A 22,364-nucleotide genomic window follows, 5' to 3' on the forward strand; every position below is an offset into this window, starting at 1 on the left:
GCCACCGCCGAACGAATCCGGAAAGCCAGTGCTGTACCAGTTCCTCTTCTCCGCAGTGCTGCGGCGCACCGACGCCGAGTCCATCCACCGGCTGAGCTTCGCCGCGCTGCGCGGGCTCGCCGCGGTGCCCGGCGCCGCCGAAGCCCTTCGTGCGGCGCTGGCCCCCCGCGAGCCCGAACTCGCCGTGCGGGCACTGGGCCGCGACCTGCCCGGCCCGCTGGGGATGGCGGCCGGATTCGACAAGAACGCCGAGGGAGTCACCGGACTGACCGCTCTGGGCTTCGGCCACGTCGAGGTCGGCACGGTCACCGCCCACCCGCAGCCGGGCAACCCCCGGCCGCGGCTGTTCCGGCTCACCGCCGACTGCGCGATCGTCAACCGCATGGGGTTCAACAACCACGGCTCGGTCGTGGCCGCGGACCACCTGCGCGCCTTGCGTTCCCGGCGCGGCGGGGACCGCCCGGTGGTCGGCGTCAACATCGGCAAGACCAAGACCGTCCCCGAGGCCGAGGCGGTCGCCGACTACGTGCAAAGCGCCCGGCGGCTGGCTCCCCTCGCCGACTACCTCGTGGTCAACGTCAGCTCGCCCAACACCCCCGGCCTGCGCGATCTGCAGTCCGTGGAGCGGCTCCGGCCGCTGCTGCGCGAGGTGCGCGCCGCCCTCGACGCCGACGGGCGCAGCGCCCTGCCGCTGCTGGTCAAGATCGCTCCCGACCTCGTCGACGCCGACGTCGACGCCGTCGCCGATCTCGCCGTCGAGCTGGAGCTCGACGGCGTGATCGCCACGAACACCACCGTCGCGCGCGAAGGTCTGCACAGCCCGACGGAGGAGGTCGCCGCTGCCGGAGCCGGCGGCCTCTCCGGCGCCCCGCTGCGGCGGCGCTCCCTGGAGGTGCTGCGCCGCCTGCGGGCGCGCGCCGGCGACAGGCTGCTGCTCGTCGCCGTCGGGGGCGTGTCCACGCCACAGGACGCCTGGGAGCGCATCCGCGCCGGTGCCACCCTCGTCCAGGGCTACACCGGTCTGGTCTACGGAGGGCCGCTGTGGCCGCGCAGGATGCACCGGGGCCTGGCCAGGCTGGTGCGCTCGGCCGGCTACAGCTCGATCGCCCAGGCGGTGGGCGCCGACGTGGCCGCAGGCACGGCGACGGAAGGCTGAGCCCCCGCGCCGCGCGCAGGCGACGCGCCGCCGCGCGGCCTCACGTCGGGCAGCCGTCGAGGCGGATGCACTCCTCGTTGGCCACCGGGTCGCTGCTGTAGTACACCCCGCCCGGTTCGGCGTCGCCGAGCAGGTCGGGCACCGTCACCAGGGTCCAGCCCTGCGACTCGTAGTGGTCGAGGATCTCCGGCAGCGCCTCGGCGGTGGTGCGCTCGGTGTCGTGCATCAGCACCAGCCCGCCGGGCGGCGTGAACGAGGCGACGTTGGCGGCGATCTCCTCGCTGCTGATACCGGTCCAGTCCTTGGAGTCGGTGTCCCAGACGATCTGCGCCTGGCCGTGCTCGGCCGCGACGTCGGAGACGGTCTCGTCGGTCTCGCCGAACGGCGGACGCAGAATGCCCACCTGTTCTCCGGTCCGGCGGCGGATCAGCGCGTCCACGGCGTCCAGCTCGGACTCCAGCTCCCCGCGGGAGAGGTCGGGGAAGGGTTCGTGCGACTCGCCGTGGCCGCCGACGGCGTGGCCTGCGGCCCACACCCGCCCGACCATCGCAGGCCGCTCGCGGATCGCGTGGCCCGACAGGAAGAACGTGGCCTCGGCGTCGTGCTGCGCCAGCAGATCCAGCACCTCGCCGGTGTTCTCGCTGGGACCGTCGTCGAAGGTCAGCGCGACGCAGGTGGTCTCGGTGCCGCATGCGTGGTCCTCGCCGCCCGGAGCCGATCCCGGGACCTCGGCGTCTGGGGGCGGGGTCTCCTCGGGCGGGGAGTCCACGGAGAACGCGTGCGGGTCCGCGTCCGAGGCGGCAAGCACGCGCTCGCCCAACCCGGAGAGCAGCGGCCGCGCGTCCTCGGCCGCGACCGCGGCGGCGACGCGGCCCTCCTCGATCGGCGCCACGTCCCCCGCGTCGAACTCGACCACGAGGTCTCCGTCGGCGTTGAACCCGATGGAGTCGTAGAGCCGGAAACCGGGGTGCAGCAGGCCGGGGTCGGCCGGGGTTCCCGCCAGCTCCGCGGCGACGAGGCCGTTCAGCTCGCGCAGCTCGGCGTCGCCGGCCAGCAGTTCGGTGGCGTAGGCGGTGCGGCCGGTACCGACGTCGTAGTAGTAGCTGGAGTAGGCGTCGTGGCTGCCGCGGTGGTCGACCTCGGTGCGGATCGTGCGCACGCCGACCGCCCCCTCGCCCGCGGCGGTCAGCTCCCAATCGACCTCCAGGCGCTCGGCCTCCTCGAAGGCGTCGCGGAAGTCGGCCGCCTCGCGGTCCACGATCTCGGTGAGGCGCTCGGTCAGCGGTTCGGCGTTGGGAATCTCCGGAATCGATCCCTGCACGGTGAAGCCGTCCCCGCCGTGGCCGCCGCCGGCGGGCCGCTCGGTCAGGCCCGGCACGTTCTCGGCGGAGAAGGACGTGAACGCGGTGGGCGGGGGAGCGGGCAGGGCGAGCGCGTTGCAGCCGGTCGCCGCGGCCAGCGCAGCGGCGCAGGCCGCCAGACGGCCGCACCCGAGGATGCGCCGACGCGCGCGGAGCGGGCTCGCGAGGCCACCGGCAGAGGATGGGGACATGCGCCGGAAGTTCCTTCCACGTGGCCGGGAGCGCCGCGGCCGGACCGGTGGGCGGCTCCCGCCGGTCCCGGGCCGCGCCGACGTCTACGCAAGAAACGTAGGACACCGGCTCGCCCGGCAGAACCGGGACGCGGCATGTGTCCACATCAGGTCAGCGGCTCGCGCCGGGGCAACGGGACACCGCTTCGTACGTCCGCCGGCCTGCTCCCCGCGTCGTGGAGCGTCAGGAGCCGGCGGTCAGCGCGGTGCCAGAGGCGGCACCGCGTCCAGTTCGGCGCCCAGCAGCGGGCCGGCCAGGTGGGAGGAGCGGATGCGCACGCCGGTCACCCGGTCGGCCAGAGCCAGGACCGCCGCACCGGGGTCGGACTCGGCGGTGGTGCCGCCCAGTCCTACGGCGCTCATGTGCGCCTCCAGCGACTCGGGGCGGGTGCCGCGGCGCGCCTGCGGGGTGCGGGCGTCGAAGTAGGTCTGCAGGACGCCGTCGATCACCCACCGGAACTCATAGCGGTGGTCCATCAGCACGCGCACCGACACCAGTTCGGTCTCGGCCGAGAGCGCCCGGTAGCACTCCGGCCGGGTCGCGCGGCATCCGGTCGGCTCGATGATCACCGTCCAGCCGCCTATCGCCAGCGCGTGGACGGTCATCGGGGGGCGGTCGTCCGAGCAGCAGAGTGCGGCCTCGACGGCCTCGGCGATGGGCAGGCAGCGCAGATCGCGCTCGGCCACACCGAGACGGCCCAGTGCGGCGGTCTTGCTGAGTCCTCGGACGTAGGAGAGACAGAAAGCTTCGGCGAGGTCCGGCTGGGTTTCCCGCAACCAGGTGTAGTCGCGGGCCAACGCAACGGCCATCGGATTTCCCTTCACGCCCACGGGGCACGCTGTGGTGGCTGCTCACGTCGTCGGGAACGACCGCCCTTGGTATTCACGTTCCCTGAGCCCGCCGTGTCGAGCGGGCCGGTTCCGGACGCGTCGAGGGCGGTTCGGCGGCCCCGGAGCGGGTAATCGGATATCCGGCGGGGTCTCCCTGTGCCACGGCGCACCACCCTACGCGCGAGTGCGGGGTGCCCCGCACTGGGGACACCCCGCACCCGGTCTCATCCGCTGCGTCGGCAGCCATCGCCCTCGGGCCGAGAACGCCCAGGCCCCGGCGGTGCGTCACCCCGACGGGCTCGCCGTGGGCGACGGATCGGACTCCGAGGGGTGGCCGTCGATGTACTCCTTGCCCGGTTTGGTCTCGCCGAGCAGTTGCGACACCGTGACCATCGTGTAACCCTTCTCGTCGAGCCGCTCCAGAATCCGGGGCACGGCGTCGACGGTCGTGTCGTGGATGTCGTGCATCAGCACGATCGATCCGGGCTTTGCGCTCTTGACGGCGCGCTTGCTGACGAGCCCCGCGTCGTGGTCGCGCCAGTCGTTGGTGTCGATGCTCCACAGGATCTGGGCCTGGTCCAGCTCCTCGGTGACGTCGGCGACGCCTTCGTCGGTGGCGCCGTAAGGCGGGCGCATGAGGTCCATGCTGTAGCCGGTTTCGCGCCGCACCAGCGTGTTGACCGTCGTCAGTTCGTCGGTGACGTCGTCCGGTCCCAGCGAAGTCAGGTCCGGGTGGTGGACCGTGTGGTTGGCCAGCTCGTGCCCCTCGGCGTACGCGCGGCGCACGGTCTCGGGGTGCTCGCGCACCGGCACTCCGGTGACGAAGAACGTCGCCCGGGCGTGGTGCTCGGCCAGCGCGTCGAGAACCTCCGGGGTCCGCCCGGCCGGGCCGTCGTCGAAGGTCAGCGCGATGCACTTGGAGTCGGCGTCCTGGCAGTCGACGTCGTCGGGAGCGGTGGAGAGCATTCCCGGCACATTGCCTTCGGCCTCGCTGTCCTTGGGCGCACTCGCGGCCTTGGTGATCTCGAAACCGGGCGTGACCACCACGGCCGCCTTCTTCGCGCGCTTGCCGAAAGAGGACAGCAGCGGACGGGCCTGCTTCTCGGGCACGACGGCGTGGACGCGGCCCCGCTTCGCCGGCGCGATCTCTCCCTCGTCGAACTCCACCACCAGGTCGCCGTCGGGGTTGAACCCGACGGAGTCGTAGAGCTCGGCGATGGGGTACAGGCTCGCTGTGTCGACGCCGTCGCGGTCCTTGAGCCGTTTCTTGACCAGGGTGTCCAGCTTCTCCAGTCGTCCCTGGCCGTCGAGCAGCTCGGTGGAGTAGGCCGTGCGCCCGGACTCGGTGTTGTACCAGTAGGTCGAGTAGCCGGTGCGCTCGCCGTCGCCGCTCTTCTCGTGCTGGATGAGGCGCACCGCGAGGACGTTCCCGCCCGCCGCACTGACCTGCCAGTCGACGGAGTAGGACTCGGCCTTCGGCACCGCCCCCGCGAAGTCCCGCCCGTCCTGCTCGGCGAGTTCGGCGATCCGGTCGGCGAACGGCTCGGCGTGCGGGATGCGCGGATACGACAGCTCGATGTCCACACCGCCCTCGGCGCTGTCTGTGGTGGTCTGCTCCCGCAGCCCGGGGATGTGGGCCGTGTCGACGACGGTCAGCTCGTCCTCGGCGCCCTTCGCAGGTGTGGCCTCGGCCGAGGCCGAGGCACCCGACGAGGTCGGCTCGGCCTCGTCGCCCGAGCAGCCGACGAGCGCCAGGAGCGCCAGTGCGATCGCGGACGCACTCAGCGCATTCATCCGATCGCGTTTCGTGTTGGCTCGCGAGCAGGGTGGCGGGTTCTGGCCAACGGGCTGGTGCTTCAACTGGTGAGCGTCCTTCACGAGTCTGGAATCGGGTCCCGATGAATGTGTCGCTCTGGGAATCCTCTCGGTTTCCGCGAATGGCATATCGATTCGGACACGGTCCATCGGTCGAGGGTAATTCGCGCAAGACCAGCTCAGGCGACATGGGGCGTCATGATGTGGTCAACAGCAGCACAAGATTCGCCGAGGGGTCCGCAGGGCGGGGCAGAACACGCGGGGGAACGGCGACGCCTCGTCCGGCTGCTGCGGGCACCCGGGGACTCCGCGCGGCGGGAGGCGCCGGGCGATCACGACAGCCGCACCAATGATGGCACTCCCCGCGGGCGCCCGCACGATCCTCCGTGCGTGTCGCCCTGCGGGGCCCATTCGGAATGGCGCGATGCGCTGCGGCGACACCCGCAAACGAAAACATCGCAGACGATGACATACCGGGCACCGCGACGGTCCGCGTCATTCCGAACACGGCAAAGCCGCAGTATAGGGCCCCTTTCCTGCCGCCATCACAGCTGTGGAGAAAGGGCCGCGGAGCGTCTCCGAGGGTGCGGTCGGCGGGCGGTCGCCGGCGGAGGAACCCGGCAGGGCGGTGGGCATCGGAGGGCGGCGGGCGTCGAAAAAAGGGGTGCGGCCCGCTGGCCGCACCCCTCGTGACTGCCTGAATCGACCGGAGTCAGCCTCCGAGCGGGGTCAGGGACTCCTCACCGAGGTCCTGCATCATGCCCTCGACGTCGGAGAACTCCAGCGGTGCCGGGGTGTCCTCGTCGGCGGACAGGCCGGGGGAGAGGGAGTAGCGCAGCTCCACGTTCATGTTGTCCTTGCGGATCAGCAGTGTCGCCACCGAATCCTGGGTGTTCAGCACCACCTCGGTGGAGAACACCAGCACCGCCTCGTCGCCCAGGTCGAGGTCCTCCTGGTTGTGGACCTCGACCTCGTTGTAGCTGTTGTCCTCGTCGGTGGCGTAGTCCACGTTGGACTGGAAGTCCTCCTTGGCCCCCTCGACCGAGTCCGACCCCCCGTAGGGGGTCTCGTAGCCGAGCGAGAGGCTGCCGTAGGTCTCGCCTTCGCCCTCGATGTACCAGCTGCAGTTGGAGGAGGAGTCGGTGAGGTTCTTGCTGCCGTCCTGGATGCCGTGCTCGGAGAGCACGTCCTGGGAGATCGCCGAGCACGGCTCCTCGGGCAGGGCGTAGGGCGGGCCGCCGCCTTGCTGCTGCTCCTCCCCGCCCGGTTCCTCGCTGGGCTCCTGCTGCGGCGTCTGGCTGGGCTGGGCCTCGGGGGTGGGGCCGCCGCCGGCCTCGGGAGCCTCTTCGCCGGGGTTGCGCAGCAGGACGACGAACACGGCGATCACCAGGAGCAGGATGACCGCGCCGCCGCCGATGACGACGAACAGGCCGGCATTGCTCTTCTTGGGCGGCGGGTAGCCGCCCCCCGGACCCATCGGGCCGCCCGGGCCGCCCGGGCCGCCCGGACCGCCGGGGCCGTAGGGCGGCTGGCCGCCGGCGAACATCTGCTGGTCGGCCGGCTGCTGGAACTGCGGAGGAGGCTGCTGGGGCCCGTAACCGCCGGCGGGACCGTAGCCGGGCTGACCGCCCGAAGGGTCGTTGTAGGGGTCGCCGTAGGGCCCGCCCTGCGGCTGCTGGGGGTAGGGCTGCTGCGGAGGCTGGTAGGGGCCGCTCCCGTAGGGCTGGCCGGGAGGGGGCGCCCCCTGGTCGGGTCCGGGCTGTCCGTAGCCGCCGCCGTAGGGCGGCTGCTGCCCACCTGATCCGCCCTCGCCCTCCGGGAACTGCGGAGGCTGTGTGTAGGGCCCGTTTTCGCTCATGACTCCCCTCGCGCCGGCTGAGTTCGAAACGCTGCCTGAGACGCGCGTCGGCGCGCTCCTGGTTCCACCGTCGTGCGGCCGCCCGCGGTCGCCTGTGGGCGGGCCGTCGGGGGACGCGCGTGCTCCCGGAGTCGGTTCCGGGGGCCGGTGATGACCGCGCCGATGGCACGGGTCGTCCGCGGCCCCGACCGCAGTACGGCCGACCGTGCCCGTGGGTAGCGGTTCGCGGACCAGGGGCCGGGGTTTCGCATCCTAGCCTCCGAGTGTGCACACGCCCGGGGCAGGGGTGAGAGCTCCGCTGGGAGATCGTCACCGTTTCGTGCCGGGACCGTACTTTTCCGTGTCCTGGCACTCCGCTGAGATCCGGCGCTCCGCCGCGGTCGCCGCGCCGGAGGTCCGGGGCCGATCCGGCCCCGGTGTCCCGGCGTGCGCGGCGGCGATCGTTGCCCGATCGCAACAGCGGTAGGAGTGGGTGCACCGCCGCCGCACTACCGTGGAAAGCGCTTCGTCCCTGCGGTATCGGACGGTCCCGGGCCCTGGCGGGTGCCGGGACGGGAAGGCGCACTATGCCCTCGTCGGACCCGGCCGGCTCCCTCCCGCCCTCAGGGCGGCGTCGCCGCGCACACGGACCGCTCGCCTGGACCGTGTTCGTCCTGGCGATCGTCTCGGTACTGGTGCTGCTCGGCGGTTGCCTGTCCGTTCTCTACGGCCCCCTCGTCACCGGCGGCTGAGGTCCGGACCCGGCGCGGCGGTACGGGACGGCGCGGGCCGCAGTCCCGTTCGCGGCCGATGCGCGTAAAGCAGGATCGGCACGCCGGCGCAGCGGTGGGGGCGGCGGCGAGCGGCGGTGCATCCCTCGCGGGAAGACGGTATCCCCGCGGCGGCGTCGAGCGCGGCCGGTCCTAGAACATCGAGATGTGCACGTGGTCGTAGTGGTTCTCGGTGATGCTGCCGCGGTCTTCCATGGGGCGCCAGCCCTCGTCGCCCCGGCGGATGTCCCAGATCTCCTGGCGGTAGATGATGTACATGATCCCCAGGCGCTCGGCGTTCTTCTGCGCCCAGTCGGCGATCCGCTGACCGCGTTGGTTCGCCTCCTGTGAAGGCATCTGACCGTTGGCGTCGACCATGAAGTCGCAGGCGCGGCCCTTAGGGTGCTCGCCCACGACCCAGCCGCCGTCGGGCCGGTAGCAGCCGACACCGCCGGTGCTCGGGCTCTCGCCGAACTTCTCGATGATCAGCTCGCGCATCTGCTCGGTGCGGGGCGTGATGTTGTAGGTCCCCTGCATCTCCTGCACGGGGTAGTCGGCGATCATCTCCTGGACGTCGGCGCGGCGGTCCTCCAGCTGCTGGAGGTCCTTCTCCACCTTGTCCAGCTTCTCCTGGGCGTTCTCCTGCGCCTTCTCGTCGCGCTCGATGGCCTGCTCCAGCTGGTCCACCTTGTCCTGGTTGGTGGCAGACAGGTGTCCCACCAGCTGGGCCTGGTCGACGATGGCCTGGGGATCGTCTTCGACGAACATCGCCAGGGCGGGGTCGATCCCTCCGCCCGTATAGCTGGCCACCGCGAGCTGGCGCACCTGCTTCTGGGCTTCGTCGACCTCCTCGCGGGTGCTGTCCGCGCGCTCCTCGGCGGTTTCGGCCTCCTCCATCACCGCGTTCATGTCGTTGAGCTCGCCGCGGTATTCGTCGCTCAGACTGTCGGCGCGGTCGCGCAGCTCGGACAGGCTGGGATCGGCCGGCAGCGGCGCGGCGCCGGACGGCAGGCCGCTCAGCGTGCAGGCGGCCAAGGCCGCCGCGGTCAGGGCCGCGGCCGCTCGCAGGCGGCGGCGCGGGCCGGGTTCGTCGTCGAGGTCGCGAGGGCACGGGGGATCGGGCGCCCAGAAGTCGGCGAAGTCGTTCGCGCGGTCGGGTCGTTCGGACTCCACGTGAGTCGCTCCTCGGCTGGCGCGTTACCGCCCGGGTCGGCGTGCGCTCTCGGTCGGATGCGTGGCATTGCTCGGCGACTCCGCGCGGAGGGGCGAGGGACGCCGAGCGTCCGCGGACAAGCAGGTGTTTAGCTTGTCGCAGGCTAGGGTAACCATCCCAGTTTGCCAATCGATGGCCCGCTTTTGGACCGCGCATCGATTCTAGGAAGCCCGCGCCGGATGATCGCGGACGGCGCGCCCGCGCGGGCGGCCTGCACGCGGATCGCCGACGCCGGGCCCGACGCGGCGCGGCGCCCCGCCCGCGCGAAACGCCCTGGATACGTCCGTTCCGGGGGATGTACGGGCTGTTTCCGGGGGGACCCCAGAGGCGGCGGAAGGCCCCTGAGATGCCGCTCCGGTAACGGTTGGGTTGCGTCGGTGTGCACGGGCATTGACTCACCGGGGTGTGACCCGATTCTCTTATGGGAGCGCTCCCAAAAGGGGGTACGGGGACGCGGTCAGTTTCAATCCTCGTGTGACGTAAGGGGTCGCAGATGTTCAAGCGTAGGCGCGGTGCCAGCGTGGCCGCCGCATTGGTGGGCGGCGGAGCCGTCCTCCTCGCCACCGCATGCGGTGGCGGCGGCGAATCCGGAGACGGCGAGACCAATCTCGTCATCGACACCTTCGGAACGATGGGCTACGAGGAGCGGATCAAGGAGTTCGAGAAGGAGCACCCCAACGTCACCGTCGAAGAGCGCAACGTCGCCGACCTGGCGGACTACACGCCCCAGCTGCAGCAGAACATCGCAGCCGGCAGCGGGGCGGGCGACGTGGTCGCCATCGAGGAGGGCATCGTCGCCCAGTTCCTCGGCCAGCCCGACCAGTTCGTGGACCTGAACGACCACGGCGGGGCCGAGCTGGAAGACAACTTCCTGTCCTGGAAGTGGGAGGGCGGCCACGCCGCCGAGGGCCAGCTCATCGGCCTGGGGACCGACATCGGGTCCATGGGCATGTGCTACAACGTGCCGCTCTTCGAGGACGCGGGCCTGCCCACCGACCCGGAGAAGGTCGCGGACCAGTGGGAGACCTGGGACGACTTCATCGCCACGGGCGAGGAGTTCATGGACGCCGAGACCGGCGCCTCCTTCGTCTCCACGATCCAGCCCTACTTCCGCGCGGTCCTCGCCCAGCACGGCGGCGCGCCGTACCAGAACCGCGAGGGCGAGCTGGTCATCGAGCAGCAGCAGACGACGCGGGACTCCTACGACACCGTCACCTCGATGTCCGACGCCGGCCTTTCCGCCAGCCTGCCGATCTGGTCGGAGGAGTGGAACGCCGGCATCCAGAACAACTCCTTCGCCACCCTGCCGTGCCCGGCGTGGATGCTCGGCACGCTCGAGGACACCGCCGGCGACGAGGGCACCAACCAGTGGAACGTCGCCGAAGTCCCCGGTGAAGGCGGCAACTGGGGCGGTTCCTGGCTCGGGGTCCCCGCCCAGAGCGAGAACCAGGAGATGGCGATCGAGCTGGCCAAGTTCCTGACCGACAAGGAGGGCCAGCTCAGTGCATGGGAGGAGGCCAACGTGCTGCCTTCCAACCCTGAGGCCCTGCAGGACCCGGCCGTCACCGAATTCACCCGGCCGTACTTCAACGACGCGCCGGTCGGCGAGATCTACAGCACGACCGCCATGGAGCTGAAGCCCGTCTACTACGGCCCCGAGACCCAGGCGATCGACGACGCGTTCCGCGCCGCCCTGGACTCGGTCGAGCAGGGACAGGCCTCGCCCGACGAAGCCTGGAGCACGGTCCTGGACGAAGCCCAGCGCGCCACCGGCGAAGGCTGACCCTTCCCTCCCGGCGGCCCGGCCTCTCCCCTCCGACGGTGATGCGGCGACCATGCTCCGTCACCCGCAGGCCGGGCCGCCTTTCACGCTGGCAAGACCCGCCGGCGTCAGCATTCCCTGGCTTCGCTCAGGACATTTCGAAAGGAGTGCGACGTGACCTCCCTGCAGCACGGCGCCCCGCCGTCACCCCCGCCGGGGTCGGAGGGCGGTGCCGGTACCCGGCCCCCCGACCCGGACCGGGCGCGTGCTCGCCGCAGCCAGATGTGGACCAGGCTCGACATCCGCACCTCGCCTTACCTGTTCATCACCCCGTTCTTCCTACTGTTCGGAGTGTTCGGACTCTTCCCGCTGCTCTACACCGTGTGGGTCTCCCTGCACGACTGGAGCCTCATCGGGGGCAACGAGGGCTTCGCGGGCCTGGACAACTACGTCCGCCTCGTCGGTGACGAGAAGTTCTGGAACGCCCTCTACAACACGCTGGGGATCTTCGCCATCGCCGTCGTGCCCCAGCTGCTTCTCGCCCTGCTGCTGGCCGACACGCTCAACCGCCGCATCCGCATGGCCAACGTCTTCCGGATGACGCTGATCCTGCCCTACATCACGTCGATCGCCGCGCTGGCGATCGTCTTCAGCGTGGTGTTCGGCGGCGAGCAGTTCGGTCTGATCAACCAGGTGCTCAGTGCGCTGGGACTGGACCCGGTCGCCTGGCAGGCCGAGCGCTACTGGTCCTGGACCGCGATCGCGACGATGATCGACTGGCGCTGGACCGGCTACAACGCGCTCATCTACCTCGCGGCGATGCAGTCGGTGCCCAAGGACGTCTACGAGGCCGCCGATCTCGACGGTGCTTCGCGCCTTCGTCAGTTCGTGCAGATCACCGTCCCGCTGCTGCGGCCGACGATCATCTTCACGGTCATCATCTCCACCATCGGCCAGATGCAGCTGTTCACCGAGCCCACGATCTTCGGCAACAACGGCTACGCCGGCGGCTCCCAGGGCCAGTTCCAGACGGTGATGATGCTCGTCTTCCAGGAGACGTTCGACTACCAGAACTTCGGCTACGCCGCCGCGGTCTCCTGGGTGCTGTTCCTGATCGTGGTGGTCATGGGGCTGATCAACGTGTGGCTCACGAGCCGGATCAAGGGGGCGGAATGACGGCCACGATCATCAAGGAGCCCACCCCGCCGCGGGCGTCGCAGAACCGGCGCCGCCCTCAGCGCAGCCGCCCGGGCGCCCGCCTGCGCCGGATGCGCCAGGCCACGCCGCTGACCTACTTCGCGCTGCTGTTGACCTTCGTCCTGTCGGTCTTCCCGCTGTGGTGGATGATCGTCGTCGCGACGCGCACCACCAGCGCAGCATCACAGTTCCCGCCCGCACTGCTGCCCGGCGGCAACTTCTTCAACAACGTCGAACGCCTCTTCGCCAACAACTCGGCCAACTTCCTGACCGGCCTGATGAACTCGATCATCGCCTCGACCTCGGTGGCGGTCTCGGTCGTGTTCTTCTGCTCGCTGGCCGGGTTCGCCCTGGCCAAGCTGCAGTTCAAGGGACGCGGGTTCTTCACTGTGGCCGTGGTCGTCACCATGGCCGTGCCCGTGCAGATCGGCCTGGTGCCGCTGCTGATCCTGATGGACTGGCTGAACTGGCGGGGCGAACTGCAGTCGGTGATCGTTCCGTTCATGGTCAGCGGCTTCGGCGTGTTCCTGATGCGCCAGTACGTGCTGCAGACCATCCCCGACGACCTGATGGAAGCCGCCCGCATCGACGGCTGCTCCACCTTCCGGATCTACTGGAGCGTCGTCCTGCCGGCGCTGCGCCCGGCCATGGTGGTGCTGGGCCTGCTGACGTTCATGCAGACCTGGAACGAGTTCATCTGGGCGCTGGCGGTGCTGACCCCGGACAACCCGACCGTGCAGTTCTCCATCCAGCAGCTGAACGAGTCGGCGTACTCGCGCGACTTCGCTCTGATGTTCACCGGCGCGACCTTCGCGACTCTGCCCTTGCTGATCATTTTCTTCGTGTTCGGCCGCCAACTGGTCGGGCGCATCATGGAAGGTGCGATCAAAGCGTGACCCAATCACACGTGTCCACCGTCGCCGATCCGACGGCCGATACCGACAGCGGTGCAGAGCCCGCGGTCCGCTTCCCCGCGGACTTCGTGTGGGGCGCCTCCACCGCGTCGTTCCAGATCGAGGGGGCCACCACCGCCGACGGGCGCGGCCCCAGCATCTGGGACACCTTCTCGGCGATCCCGGGCAAGGTGCTCAACGGCGACACCGGCGAGCCCGCCGTCGACCACTACCGGCGTTACGCCGAAGACGTCGGGATCATGAGCGAGCTCGGCATCGGCGCCTACCGGTTCTCCATCGCCTGGCCGCGTGTCCTGCCCGAAGGCGGCGGCACCGTCAACCAGGCCGGGCTCGACTTCTACGAACGGCTGCTCGACCGCCTCCTGGCGGCCGGGATCACGCCCTGGCCCACCCTCTACCACTGGGACCTGCCCCAGGCCCTGGAGGACAAGGGCGGCTGGCCCGAGCGCGACACCGCCTACCGCTTCGCCGAGTTCGCCGAGGTGCTGCGCGACAGGTTCGGCGACCGCGTCCGCGACTGGACCACGCTCAACGAACCCTGGTGCGCCGCCTTCCTCGGCTACGCCGACGGGGTCCACGCACCCGGCCGGCGCGACCCCTCCGCCGCGCTCGCCGCGGCCCACCACCTGCTGCTGGGCCACGGCCTGGCGGCGTCGGTGCTGCGTGAGGGCGGCTCCCAGCGCCGTGTAGGGCTGACCCTCAACCAGACCACGGTGCGCCCCTACACGACCTCGCCGGCCGACGTGGGGGTGGCCCGCCGCGCCGACGGGGTGCGCAACCGCATCTTCACCGGTCCGCTGTTCCAGGGGAGCTACCCCGCCGACATCCGCGAGGACCTCGCCGGGATCAGCGACTTCTCCTTCGTGCGCGACGGCGACCTGGACCTCGTCGCGGCGCCGCTGGACCACTTGGGCGTCAACTACTACACGCCCGAGTGGGTCTCGGCCACCTCCGAGGGCATCGACCCGGCGCGCATCGAGAGCGGCGGCGACGGCGGGGCCTTCGTCGGCTGCGACGACGTGGTCTTCGTCAGCCAGGGCCTGCCGCGCACCGGCATCGGCTGGGAGATCGACGCCAGCGGGCTGTACGAGGTGCTGGTGCGGCTGGCGGCCGAATGCCCGGGTGTGCCGCTGTACGTCCACGAGAACGGTGCGGCCTACGACGACGAGGTCGGTCCCGACGACCGGGTCCGCGACCCCGACCGGGTGGCCTACATCGACGCCCATCTGCGCATCGTGCACGAGGCGCTGAAGGCGGGTGTCCCCATGCACGGCTACTTCGTCTGGTCCCTGTTGGACAATTTCGAATGGGCGTGGGGCTACTCGAAGCGCTTCGGCGTCGTGCACGTCGACTACGAGACCCAGCGCCGCACGGTGAAGGACAGCGGGCGCTGGTTCGCCGAAGTCGTCGGTGCGGGTGGTCTGCCCAGGTGGTAGCGGATGTAATGCTGGTACGGGCGTGAACGCGCCCGGCACTGTGCGGGGACCGGGGAAGGTGTTGCGATGAGTGAGGGCCGGCGGCCGACGCTGGAGATGGTGGCCATGCGCGCCGGGGTCGGGCGCGGCACCGTTTCCCGCGTCATCAACGGGTCGGACCAGGTCAGCCCGGCGACGCGCGAGGCGGTGCGCGACGCCATCTCCGAGCTGGGCTACGTCCCCAACCACGCGGCACGCACCCTGGTCACCCGGCGCACGGACACCGTCGCGCTGGTGGTGCCCGAGCCCAACGACCGGCTGTTCGCCCAACCGTTCTTCGCCCACGTCGTCCGCGGAGTCAGCGCCACGCTCAACGAGCGCGACCTGCAGCTGCTGCTGACGACGGTGCGTTCCGCCGACGAGTACGGCAGGCTGGGCGACTACCTGACCGCCCACCACGTCGACGGCGTGCTGCTGGTCTCGCTGCACGCCGACGACCCGCTGCCGGACCGGCTGGCGGAGGCGGGGGTCCCGTGCGTGATCGGCGGCCGGCCGTCGTGGCAGACCAGTCATCCCATCCACTACGTGGACATCGACAACGTCGGCGGGGCGCGCACCGCGACCTGCCGGTTCGTCGAGACGGGGAGGCGCAACATCGCCACGGTGGCCGGTCCGCCGGACATGGTCGCCGGCGAGGACCGGTTGGAGGGCTACCTCAAGGCCATGCGCGCGAGCGGCCTGCCTACACCGCAGGAGCGGATCAGGCGCGGCGACTTCAGCTACGAGAGCGGCGAGGCCGCGACACGTGAGCTGCTGGAGGCGGCGCCCGAGGTGGACGCTGTGTTCGTGGCCTCCGACCCCATGGCTCTGGCGGCGATTCGGGTGCTGCGCGAGTCGGGGCGGCGCATCCCCGACGACGTGGCGGTCATCGGCTACGACAACTCCTCCTTCGCCTCGCACAGCGACCCGCCGCTGACCAGCGTGCACCAGCCCACCGAGCGCATGGGCGGGGAGATGGCGCGCATTCTGGCCGACGTCGCGATTCCCGGTGAGGCCGACTTCAGCGAGCAGGTGCTCGACACCCACCTGGTGGTGCGCGAGTCGGGCTGAGGACCGGGACGGGGCGCGGCAGCGGCGGCGACAGCCTCCGCGCCGCGCCCGCGCAGCCGTGCCCGCCGGATCGGCGGCCGCGCCGCGGAGCTGCCCTGCGCCGGGCCGTCGGCATGGACGGGATACCCCCGTGCCCCGGATAGCGTGAGGCCGGGAGGAAAAGGGCTGAAAGGTCCAGCGGTCTGCCGGGAGGGGAGCATTCGATGCGGTGGGTCACCTACCTTTCACCGAGCGGGGGAGAGGAGCGCTCAGGCGTCGTCGACGACGGCTGCGTCTTCGGCTACCCGGGTGAGCAGAGCCTCCCCGAACTTCTGGAACAGAGCCGGGACACCCTCGCCGACGCCTTCCACAAGGCGCTGGCCTCCCCTGTCGAGATCATCGTGGAATTCGAGACCCGGCTGTGCGCGCCGGTGCGCCCGCAGCGGCCGGTACCCGCCCGTGTCGGCGGCGAGTGGACGGGCCTTGACCCCGGCCTGGTGCGCGGAACCGACGACGGCGTCGTGCTCCCGGCGGGCGAGACGGCACTGACGGCGACGGTCGGCGTGCTGGCACTTTTCGGCGGCCAGGGCAGACACGCCGGATACACCCCCGCCGTCCTGTGGCGCACCCCCGAGGGCGGCGCGGTGTCGCTGATCCTGGGGCCTGCCATCGTCACCCACGACGAGTTCGACGGATCGCGGCTGGCCGTGGAGGCGTCCGTGGAGGACAGCCGCGTCGCCCGCGCCGAGGTGGACGGAAGCCTGGAGTGGGCCGACGGCGCCCGCGACGGCTTCGCCGCAGCGGCGCTGCCCGCACAGACCCGCCCCCTGGAGCGCGGCGAGGAACTCTACATCGACGGCGGCACCCTGGGCGAGTTCGAGGTCCGCGTGGGCGCGGGCGCCTGACCGGCCGCGCACCCCCGCTCGGACCCCCGGGCCCTCATCCCGTGTACTCCCAGTGCCAGGGCTCGAACCCGTCCTGCGCCCACGGGGGATTGCGCCATCCGTAGGCGGGAGCGTTGGCCGCCATCCACGCGTACTCCGCCGACCCGTGCCGGCTGACTCCGCCGCACAGGTCAACCGCCGTACCGCGGCCGTGGGCGCTGGTTCCCGGGCTCGCCGCCGTGCCGGCGGCCTGCTCCCGAAAGAGCCGGACCTGGTCGGAGAAGGGCCGGTAGGAGTCCGTCACACACGCCGGGCGCCCGAAGCGTTCGCGGAAGGCGCCGTCGAGCTCGATGAAGGCCGCCGCCGCGTCGGCGCGCAGCCTCTCGCCGGGTTGGGGCAGGGCACACAGCGCCGAGGCCGGGATGCGCCCGTTGGGATGCCCAACGGCGCCGGAGGCGGTGCAGGCCCCGGTCCCGTCCTCCTGTGTGCCGGAGGAGCCCGTGCCGCCGCCTGCGGCCGCCGCTGCGCCGTCCGTTCCGCCGTGCGCATCGGCGCCGTCGCCGGCTGCGGCCCGGGCCTGCTCCAGGGCCTGTTCGCGCTCCCGCTCCAACCGCCCGGTGTCGTCGCGCGCCTGCTCCAGCTTCGACTGCACGCGCGACTGCTCGGATGTGATGCCGGCGAGGGCGTCCTCCTGCTCGGCGACGGCCTCCACGGCCTCCTCCTCGGCCTCGGCGGCCTCCTCGGCGGCGTCGCGGCGCACCTCCTCGGCCTCCTCCGCCCGCCCGCTGAGCGTGTCGGCCGCGCTCAGCGCGGCGTCGGCGGTATCGACCGCGTTGCCGCGCCGGTGCCCGAGCAGCGCCAGGTCCGAACGGCGGTCCAGCGCCTCCTGAGGGCCGCGGGGCGAGCTCCAGGCCAGTGCGGGGCTGAGATCGGCCCCCATGGAGGCGGCCGCCGCGTAGTCGGCGGCCTGCTCGCGCGCATCCTCGGCGCGCTCGCCGGCCCGTTCGGCCGCCAGATCGGCCGACTCGCTCGCCTGCTCGGCCTCCTTCAGCCGCTCGGCGGCCTCGGTGTACTCGGCGATCCGCTCGTCGGCGCGCTCGTAGAGCCCGTCCAGGCGCGTGCGGATCTCGGACAACCGCGTGGCCAGTTCGGCGAGGGTCTCCTCATGCGCGGCCTCCTGGCGCCGGCTCTCGCCGATACCGCCGGGACCCGGTGCCGCGGCGGCTCCCGGCGCGGCACACAGCACCAGGCAGAGCACCCCCGCGGCGCGAGCGGGTCCGCGGTCGCGGAGCGGGCGGCCGCCCAGGGCCCAGGGCCGTCCTCGACCCGTCGCCGGCCGGGCCGAATCGGCGGGGCCGCGGCGACGGGGGTTGGGCAGGTGCCAGTGTCCCGACTGCACGGAGACCCTCCCGGAATCGCGGCGCTCACCGGGAACGATGACACGACGCGGCGGAAGTTTCACGGAACGTCGGGGGTGTTTCCAAAAAGTTATTCGAGTAGTTTCGGAGGTCCGATACCCGGTGTCTCACTGGTGCAGGCAGGCCCGGTCGCGCCAGGTAAGGGCGGTTTCGCAGGCGCCGGTGCATGCGCCTCCCCCGGGTGCGGGCGCTGAGGTGAGGTGTGGCATCTGAGCGGATTGGTACGCTATCAACCTCACGTGCGCTGTTTTTTGGTTTATGGTGCACAACGCCTCTTCATTCCCCCTGAGGGTGCGCCCGGGTGCGGAACCCCACTCTATTCCGCACTGACCGCTCCGTGCGGCAGGCCCGATCGGGACTCATCCGGAATCACTCAGGCTCCATCGGCCTCATTCGGATCCGGTATCGCTCGCAGGGAACAGGAATCCGGCGGTTGAGGCGGTGAACACGAAAGGTTGCGAGGGTCCGTGTCGACACGAGCGACAGATGACGGAGGCGGCGCCGCTCGGGGCGAACCGCAAGCCGACCGCGCGGCCGCGCCGGCGGAGGGCAGGCGGCGCTGGTTGGCACCGCGCGAATGGCGCGTGCGCCCCCGGTTGATCGCACTCATCGTGATCCCTACCGCGGTCGCCCTCGTGCTGGGCGGCCTGCGGATTTCGGAGAGCGCCGTCAACACGGTCACCCACGACCGGATCGAGGAGGCCGCGGCGCTGGGCGAAGCCGTCGTCGACCTTTCGACCGAACTGGGCCGCGAACGGCTGCAGGCCTCCGCCTACATCGCCGACGATCCCAACTACGACGAGCGCTCCGAGGAGTCGCTGGCCGCCCTCCAGGACCAGATCAAGGAGAGCCGCCAGGCCGAGCAGCGGGTGCAGAGCCTCATCGACAGCCTGGGCGACCCCGGCACCCAGCTGATGGCGACCCGGCTGCAAAGCATGCAGGCAAGCCTCGGCAACCTCGACCGGGTACGCGACGAGGTGCAGGGCACCCGCCTGACCGTCCTGCCGATGGTCACCAAGTACACGCAGGTACTCGACTCGCTCGCCGACTTCAACCAGACCATCGCCGAAAGCACGAGCGACACGGAGCTGCGTGAGAGCGTGCGCGCGCTGACGGGTGTGGCCAACGCACGCGCGGAGCTGTCCTACGAGGGCGCGCTGATGGTGCACTCGCTGCTGCGCGGCTCCATGTCCGAGGGCATCCGCTCCGAGATCGAGGACAGCCGGGCGACGTTCGAGAACGAGCGCGACAACTTCCGCAACAGCGCCACCACCGACCAGCGCCAGATGTACGAGGAGACCTTCGTCGGCGCAGAGGTCAGCCAGATGTCCACCACCCGGCTGCGCATCGTCATGCGTGCCAGGGACGGCCAGGATCTGTCCGGTCTGACGCCGGGCGACACTCCGGCGGAGTACCAGGAGGTCGTCGGCAGCGTCCTGGACAAGGTCAACGAGATCGAGTCGAACCTGGCCACCTCGGTGCGGTCCCAGGCCGCCTCGCTGCGCACGGACGCGCTGAACCGGGCGATCGTCGAGTCGGTCCTGGTTCTGGCCGTGCTCATCTCCGTCTTCACCCTGACCTCGCTGGTGGTGCGCTCCCTGGTGCGCCCGCTGCGCGCCCTGCGCGAGGGTGCGCTGCGCATCGCCGAGGAGGACCTGCCCGGCGCGATCTCGCGGATGCAGGAGTCCAGCGCCGCCGCCGGCGAGGTGGAGGTCAGCCCGATCGAGGTCAGATCCCGCGACGAGATCGGCGAGGTCGCCCGGTCCTTCGACGAGGTCCACCGCGTGGCGCTGCACCTGGCCTCCGACGAGGCGGCGCTGCGCAGCAACGTCAACGCGATGTTCGTCAACCTCTCCCGGCGCAGCCAGACCCTGGTCGAACGCCAGCTGCGCCTGATCGACGGCCTGGAGCAGGGCGAGCAGGACGACGAGCGGCTCGGCGACCTCTTCCAACTGGACCACCTGGCCACGCGCATGCGGCGCAACAACGAGAACCTGCTGGTCCTCTCCGGCCAGGACAACACCCGCAAGTGGGCGCAGCCGGTACCGCTGGTCGACGTGCTGCGCGGCGCGGTCTCCGAGGTCGAGGAGTACGAGCGCATCAACGTGCGCGCCCCCTCGCACATCTCGGTGCTGGGCCGCCCCGTCAACGACGTCATCCACTTGGTGGCCGAGCTTGTCGAGAACGCCACCTCCTTCTCCTCCCACGACTCCCCGGTGGCTGTCACCGCCCAGGTCATGGAGGACGGCGGCGTGCGCGTGGAGGTCACCGACAGCGGTATCGGCATGCCGCCCGAAGAGATCCGCGCGGTCAACGAGCGGCTCGCCGAGCCGCCGGTCATCGACGTCGGCGTCTCGCGCCGCATGGGCCTGTTCGTGGTCAGCCGCCTGGCGGCCCGGCACGGCATCCGGGTCCAGCTCGACGAGGCGCACAACGGCGGCATCACCGCCTCGGCGGTCCTGCCGCCCGACCTGCTGATCACGCCGGTGGAGCCCCAGGCCGCCCTGGACGCCTCGGGCGCGCCCGGCACTCCCGACACCTACGCCGAGGCGGCGGCGGCCTTCGCGGCCAACCCGGCTCCGCCCGAGCCCTCCATCTGGGGCGAGCGGCGCGACGCAGGCGAACCCCAGCTTCCCAAGCGCGAACCGGGCATCAACCGCGCCGCCGGATTCGCCTCCGACGAGCACCCGCCCAGCGGTGAGGACCTGTGGCAGGGCAGCGGCTGGAACCTCCCGCCCGAGCAGCCGGAGCAGAGCCGGCCGCCGCAGCCGGAGCAGAGCCGGCCGCCGCAGCCGCCCGCCGAGCCGCCCCAGCCGGTGGAGCCCCCGCGCGCGGAGCCGCCCCGGCCGGTGGAGCCGCCGCGCGCGGAACCGCCTCGGCAGCCTGCCGAGCCGCAGGCCGGCGCACCGCAGTGGGACGCCTGGGACTCCCGGCGCTGGCGCGAGCAGCGCCCGGGCCAGCAGCACCACGAGGAAGCGCCCACCCAGTCCTTCGCTCAGGCCGCCGAAGCGGCGAACCCCTGGGCGTCGCAGTCGGGCCCGGCCGAGAACGGCTGGGCCAACGGGGCCAACGGACAGCCCCAGCAGGTGGGGCGTCCCGAGGACGCCCGCCAGCAGCCCGCCCGTACCGAGGCGGGCCGCCAGGAATGGAACGAGCCCGAGAACCGCGAGGGATCCGGCTCCGCCGCCTACCTCTCGCGGCGCTACGGCGGCGGCGCTGGGCAGGACACCGTCGTCCCGCCCTCGCCCGAGAGCGGCTCGGAGACCCTGCCGATCTTCGACGCCATCGAGTCCAACTGGTTCCGCCGCCGCAGCGGCGGACCCGCGACCGAGCCCGAGACAGGGCCGCTGCCGCGCTTCGGCGCCGACTCGGCAGCCGGTGCCGAGTACGACCGCGGTCGTTCCGAACAGCCCTACCAGGGCTCCCCGGCCGCCCAGGCCCCGCGGTACGGTGCCGAGACGGCAGGCGCCAACGGCTCCTCGGGGCAACAGGGTGATCAGCACATGCAGCAGGACCAGGGCGCACCGGGCGCTCGCCAGCCTTACGACAGCCCCGCCTCCGCTGCTCCGCAGCCCTACGGCACCGAGGACGACTGGAGGTCGGAGGCCGACCGCGGTTGGGAGGCGGCGCGCACCGCCGCCGAGCCCATGGCGGGCGGTCTGACGACTTCGGGCTTGCCAAAACGCGTTCCTAAGGCAAACCTTGTGCCCGGAACGGCTCCCGAGCCGGACAACGTCAAGCAGGTCCCGCCCCGCTCCGCCGACCGAGTGCGCAACCGCTTCTCGGGCTTTCAGCGCGGGGTCCGGGAGGGCCGCAGCCAGATCGGCGGAAACGACGAGGAGAACTAGTGCTTTACGCGGGCACGGTCAGGCGCGCTCCGACCCGCCGCGGAGGACCACCGGGTCGGAGTCCCGACATATCACGGAACAGCGATGGATTAGTATCATCCGCACCTCTCGTGATGATCAGCAGCAAGCAACCGATTAAGGTCTCTACGGGAGCCTCTTCGGCCGACGCTAGGCCCTCAGGCCGAGGTCGATCCCCCGGCCGATACGGACAGGAGAGCAGATGAATCAACCGGTGAACGAGCTCAACTGGCTGATCACTGACTTCGCAAATCGTGTGCCGGATGTCGCTCACGCGATCGTCGTCTCATCGGACGGGCTCCCACTCGCCTCCTCCACCGGCTTCCCCGCGGACCGGGCCGATCAGCTGGCCGCCATCGCTTCAGGGCTGTCCAGCCTCACCCAGGGGGCGTCGCGGGTCTTCGAAGGCGGCGCCGTCGCGCAGACCGTCGTGGAGATGGAGCGGGGGCTGCTGCTGATCATGTCGATCAGCGACGGCTCCTGCCTGGCTGTGCTCGCGGCGGCCGAGTGCGACCTCGGCTTGGTCGCCTATGAAATGACCCTGCTCGTCGAGCGGGCGGGGCGTGCGCTGACTCCGGCGGCGCGTACCTCGGGAATCCACTGAAC

General features: G+C 71.3%; 16 protein-coding genes. 10 read left to right on the forward strand and 6 right to left on the reverse strand.

Features of this window, described 5'->3' with window-relative positions; translation table 11 throughout:
- Nucleotides 1-28 precede the first annotated feature (28 nt).
- Nucleotides 29-1,156, forward strand: a complete 1,128-nt coding sequence (locus LP52_RS19200; RefSeq protein WP_040275578.1) for a quinone-dependent dihydroorotate dehydrogenase — start codon at nucleotides 29-31, stop codon at nucleotides 1,154-1,156.
- Between the two features lie 40 nt (nucleotides 1,157-1,196).
- On the opposite strand, the gene LP52_RS19205 is transcribed toward LP52_RS19200, so the two are convergent.
- The 4 genes from LP52_RS19205 to LP52_RS28780 all read right to left on the reverse strand — a co-directional run bounded on the left by LP52_RS19205 (nucleotide 1,197) and on the right by LP52_RS28780 (nucleotide 7,251).
- Nucleotides 1,197-2,708 (reverse strand): polysaccharide deacetylase family protein, encoded by a 1,512-nt coding sequence (locus LP52_RS19205; protein ID WP_052810039.1) that lies wholly within the window; start codon nucleotides 2,706-2,708, stop codon nucleotides 1,197-1,199.
- A gap of 237 nt (nucleotides 2,709-2,945) precedes the next feature.
- Complete coding sequence (locus LP52_RS19210) at nucleotides 2,946-3,557, reverse strand: DUF6461 domain-containing protein (RefSeq protein ID WP_040275580.1); 612 nt, start codon at nucleotides 3,555-3,557, stop codon at nucleotides 2,946-2,948.
- Between the two features lie 306 nt (nucleotides 3,558-3,863).
- On the reverse strand, nucleotides 3,864-5,372 hold the full coding sequence (locus LP52_RS19215) for a polysaccharide deacetylase family protein (RefSeq protein ID WP_052810040.1): 1,509 nt from the start codon (nucleotides 5,370-5,372) through the stop codon (nucleotides 3,864-3,866).
- A 733-nt stretch (nucleotides 5,373-6,105) separates the two neighbouring features.
- Nucleotides 6,106-7,251 carry a DUF3558 domain-containing protein gene (locus tag LP52_RS28780; protein ID WP_274518826.1) on the reverse strand — a complete coding sequence of 382 codons (1,146 nt, stop codon included), beginning with the start codon at nucleotides 7,249-7,251 and terminating at the stop codon, nucleotides 6,106-6,108.
- A gap of 566 nt (nucleotides 7,252-7,817) precedes the next feature.
- On the opposite strand from LP52_RS28780, the gene LP52_RS27825 reads away from it, so the two are divergent.
- Nucleotides 7,818-7,982: a hypothetical protein gene (locus LP52_RS27825; RefSeq protein ID WP_169775389.1), complete on the forward strand. Its 165-nt coding sequence runs from the start codon at nucleotides 7,818-7,820 to the stop codon at nucleotides 7,980-7,982.
- 171 nt (nucleotides 7,983-8,153) lie between these two features.
- On the opposite strand, the gene LP52_RS19225 is transcribed toward LP52_RS27825, so the two are convergent.
- Nucleotides 8,154-9,173: a coiled-coil domain-containing protein gene (locus tag LP52_RS19225; protein WP_040275581.1), complete on the reverse strand. Its 1,020-nt coding sequence runs from the start codon at nucleotides 9,171-9,173 to the stop codon at nucleotides 8,154-8,156.
- 533 nt (nucleotides 9,174-9,706) lie between these two features.
- Here LP52_RS19225 and LP52_RS19230 point away from each other — a divergent pair.
- The 6 genes from LP52_RS19230 to LP52_RS19255 all read left to right on the forward strand — a co-directional run bounded on the left by LP52_RS19230 (nucleotide 9,707) and on the right by LP52_RS19255 (nucleotide 16,495).
- Complete coding sequence (locus LP52_RS19230; protein WP_040275583.1) at nucleotides 9,707-10,996, forward strand: extracellular solute-binding protein; 1,290 nt, start codon at nucleotides 9,707-9,709, stop codon at nucleotides 10,994-10,996.
- A 261-nt stretch (nucleotides 10,997-11,257) separates the two neighbouring features.
- Complete coding sequence (locus LP52_RS19235; RefSeq protein WP_040275693.1) at nucleotides 11,258-12,151, forward strand: carbohydrate ABC transporter permease; 894 nt, start codon at nucleotides 11,258-11,260, stop codon at nucleotides 12,149-12,151.
- A complete protein-coding gene (locus tag LP52_RS19240; RefSeq protein WP_040275584.1) occupies nucleotides 12,148-13,068 on the forward strand; it encodes a carbohydrate ABC transporter permease in 921 nt (306 codons plus the stop codon). The genes LP52_RS19235 and LP52_RS19240 overlap by 4 nt, the downstream gene beginning before the upstream one ends.
- Before the next feature lie 11 nt (nucleotides 13,069-13,079).
- Entirely contained in the window at nucleotides 13,080-14,522 is a 1,443-nt protein-coding gene (locus LP52_RS19245) for a GH1 family beta-glucosidase (protein WP_052810041.1), read from the forward strand.
- Between the two features lie 66 nt (nucleotides 14,523-14,588).
- Nucleotides 14,589-15,611 carry a LacI family DNA-binding transcriptional regulator gene (locus LP52_RS19250; protein WP_040275586.1) on the forward strand — a complete coding sequence of 341 codons (1,023 nt, stop codon included), beginning with the start codon at nucleotides 14,589-14,591 and terminating at the stop codon, nucleotides 15,609-15,611.
- Nucleotides 15,612-15,814: 203 nt separating this feature from the next.
- Entirely contained in the window at nucleotides 15,815-16,495 is a 681-nt protein-coding gene (locus tag LP52_RS19255; RefSeq protein ID WP_040275587.1) for a hypothetical protein, read from the forward strand.
- A gap of 34 nt (nucleotides 16,496-16,529) precedes the next feature.
- Here LP52_RS19255 and LP52_RS19260 read toward each other — a convergent pair whose 3' ends face one another.
- On the reverse strand, nucleotides 16,530-17,720 hold the full coding sequence (locus tag LP52_RS19260) for a M15 family metallopeptidase (protein WP_238580996.1): 1,191 nt from the start codon (nucleotides 17,718-17,720) through the stop codon (nucleotides 16,530-16,532).
- 783 nt (nucleotides 17,721-18,503) lie between these two features.
- On the opposite strand from LP52_RS19260, the gene LP52_RS19265 reads away from it, so the two are divergent.
- Both LP52_RS19265 and LP52_RS19270 read left to right on the forward strand, forming a co-directional pair.
- The gene (locus LP52_RS19265; protein WP_238580997.1) at nucleotides 18,504-21,740 is read left to right on the forward strand and encodes a sensor histidine kinase; all 3,237 of its coding nucleotides are present in this window, start codon (nucleotides 18,504-18,506) and stop codon (nucleotides 21,738-21,740) included.
- A gap of 220 nt (nucleotides 21,741-21,960) precedes the next feature.
- A complete protein-coding gene (locus LP52_RS19270) occupies nucleotides 21,961-22,362 on the forward strand; it encodes a roadblock/LC7 domain-containing protein (protein ID WP_040275589.1) in 402 nt (133 codons plus the stop codon).
- Nucleotides 22,363-22,364 lie beyond the last annotated feature (2 nt).

This window comes from Streptomonospora alba (assembly GCF_000826685.1).
In the GTDB taxonomy this organism is placed as follows: Bacteria; Actinomycetota; Actinomycetes; order Streptosporangiales; family Streptosporangiaceae; genus Streptomonospora; species Streptomonospora alba.

Coding starts and splice junctions, on each gene's coding strand:
- LP52_RS19205 (WP_052810039.1), bottom strand. CDS start 2,708: ATGTCCCCATCCTCTGCCGGTGGCCTCGCGAGCCCGCTCCGCGCGCGT.
- LP52_RS19210 (WP_040275580.1), bottom strand. CDS start 3,557: ATGGCCGTTGCGTTGGCCCGCGACTACACCTGGTTGCGGGAAACCCAG.
- LP52_RS19215 (WP_052810040.1), bottom strand. CDS start 5,372: ATGAATGCGCTGAGTGCGTCCGCGATCGCACTGGCGCTCCTGGCGCTC.
- LP52_RS28780 (WP_274518826.1), bottom strand. CDS start 7,251: ATGAGCGAAAACGGGCCCTACACACAGCCTCCGCAGTTCCCGGAGGGC.
- LP52_RS27825 (WP_169775389.1), top strand. CDS start 7,818: ATGCCCTCGTCGGACCCGGCCGGCTCCCTCCCGCCCTCAGGGCGGCGT.
- LP52_RS19230 (WP_040275583.1), top strand. CDS start 9,707: ATGTTCAAGCGTAGGCGCGGTGCCAGCGTGGCCGCCGCATTGGTGGGC.
- LP52_RS19235 (WP_040275693.1), top strand. CDS start 11,258: ATGTGGACCAGGCTCGACATCCGCACCTCGCCTTACCTGTTCATCACC.
- LP52_RS19240 (WP_040275584.1), top strand. CDS start 12,148: ATGACGGCCACGATCATCAAGGAGCCCACCCCGCCGCGGGCGTCGCAG.
- LP52_RS19250 (WP_040275586.1), top strand. CDS start 14,589: ATGAGTGAGGGCCGGCGGCCGACGCTGGAGATGGTGGCCATGCGCGCC.
- LP52_RS19255 (WP_040275587.1), top strand. CDS start 15,815: ATGCGGTGGGTCACCTACCTTTCACCGAGCGGGGGAGAGGAGCGCTCA.
- LP52_RS19270 (WP_040275589.1), top strand. CDS start 21,961: ATGAATCAACCGGTGAACGAGCTCAACTGGCTGATCACTGACTTCGCA.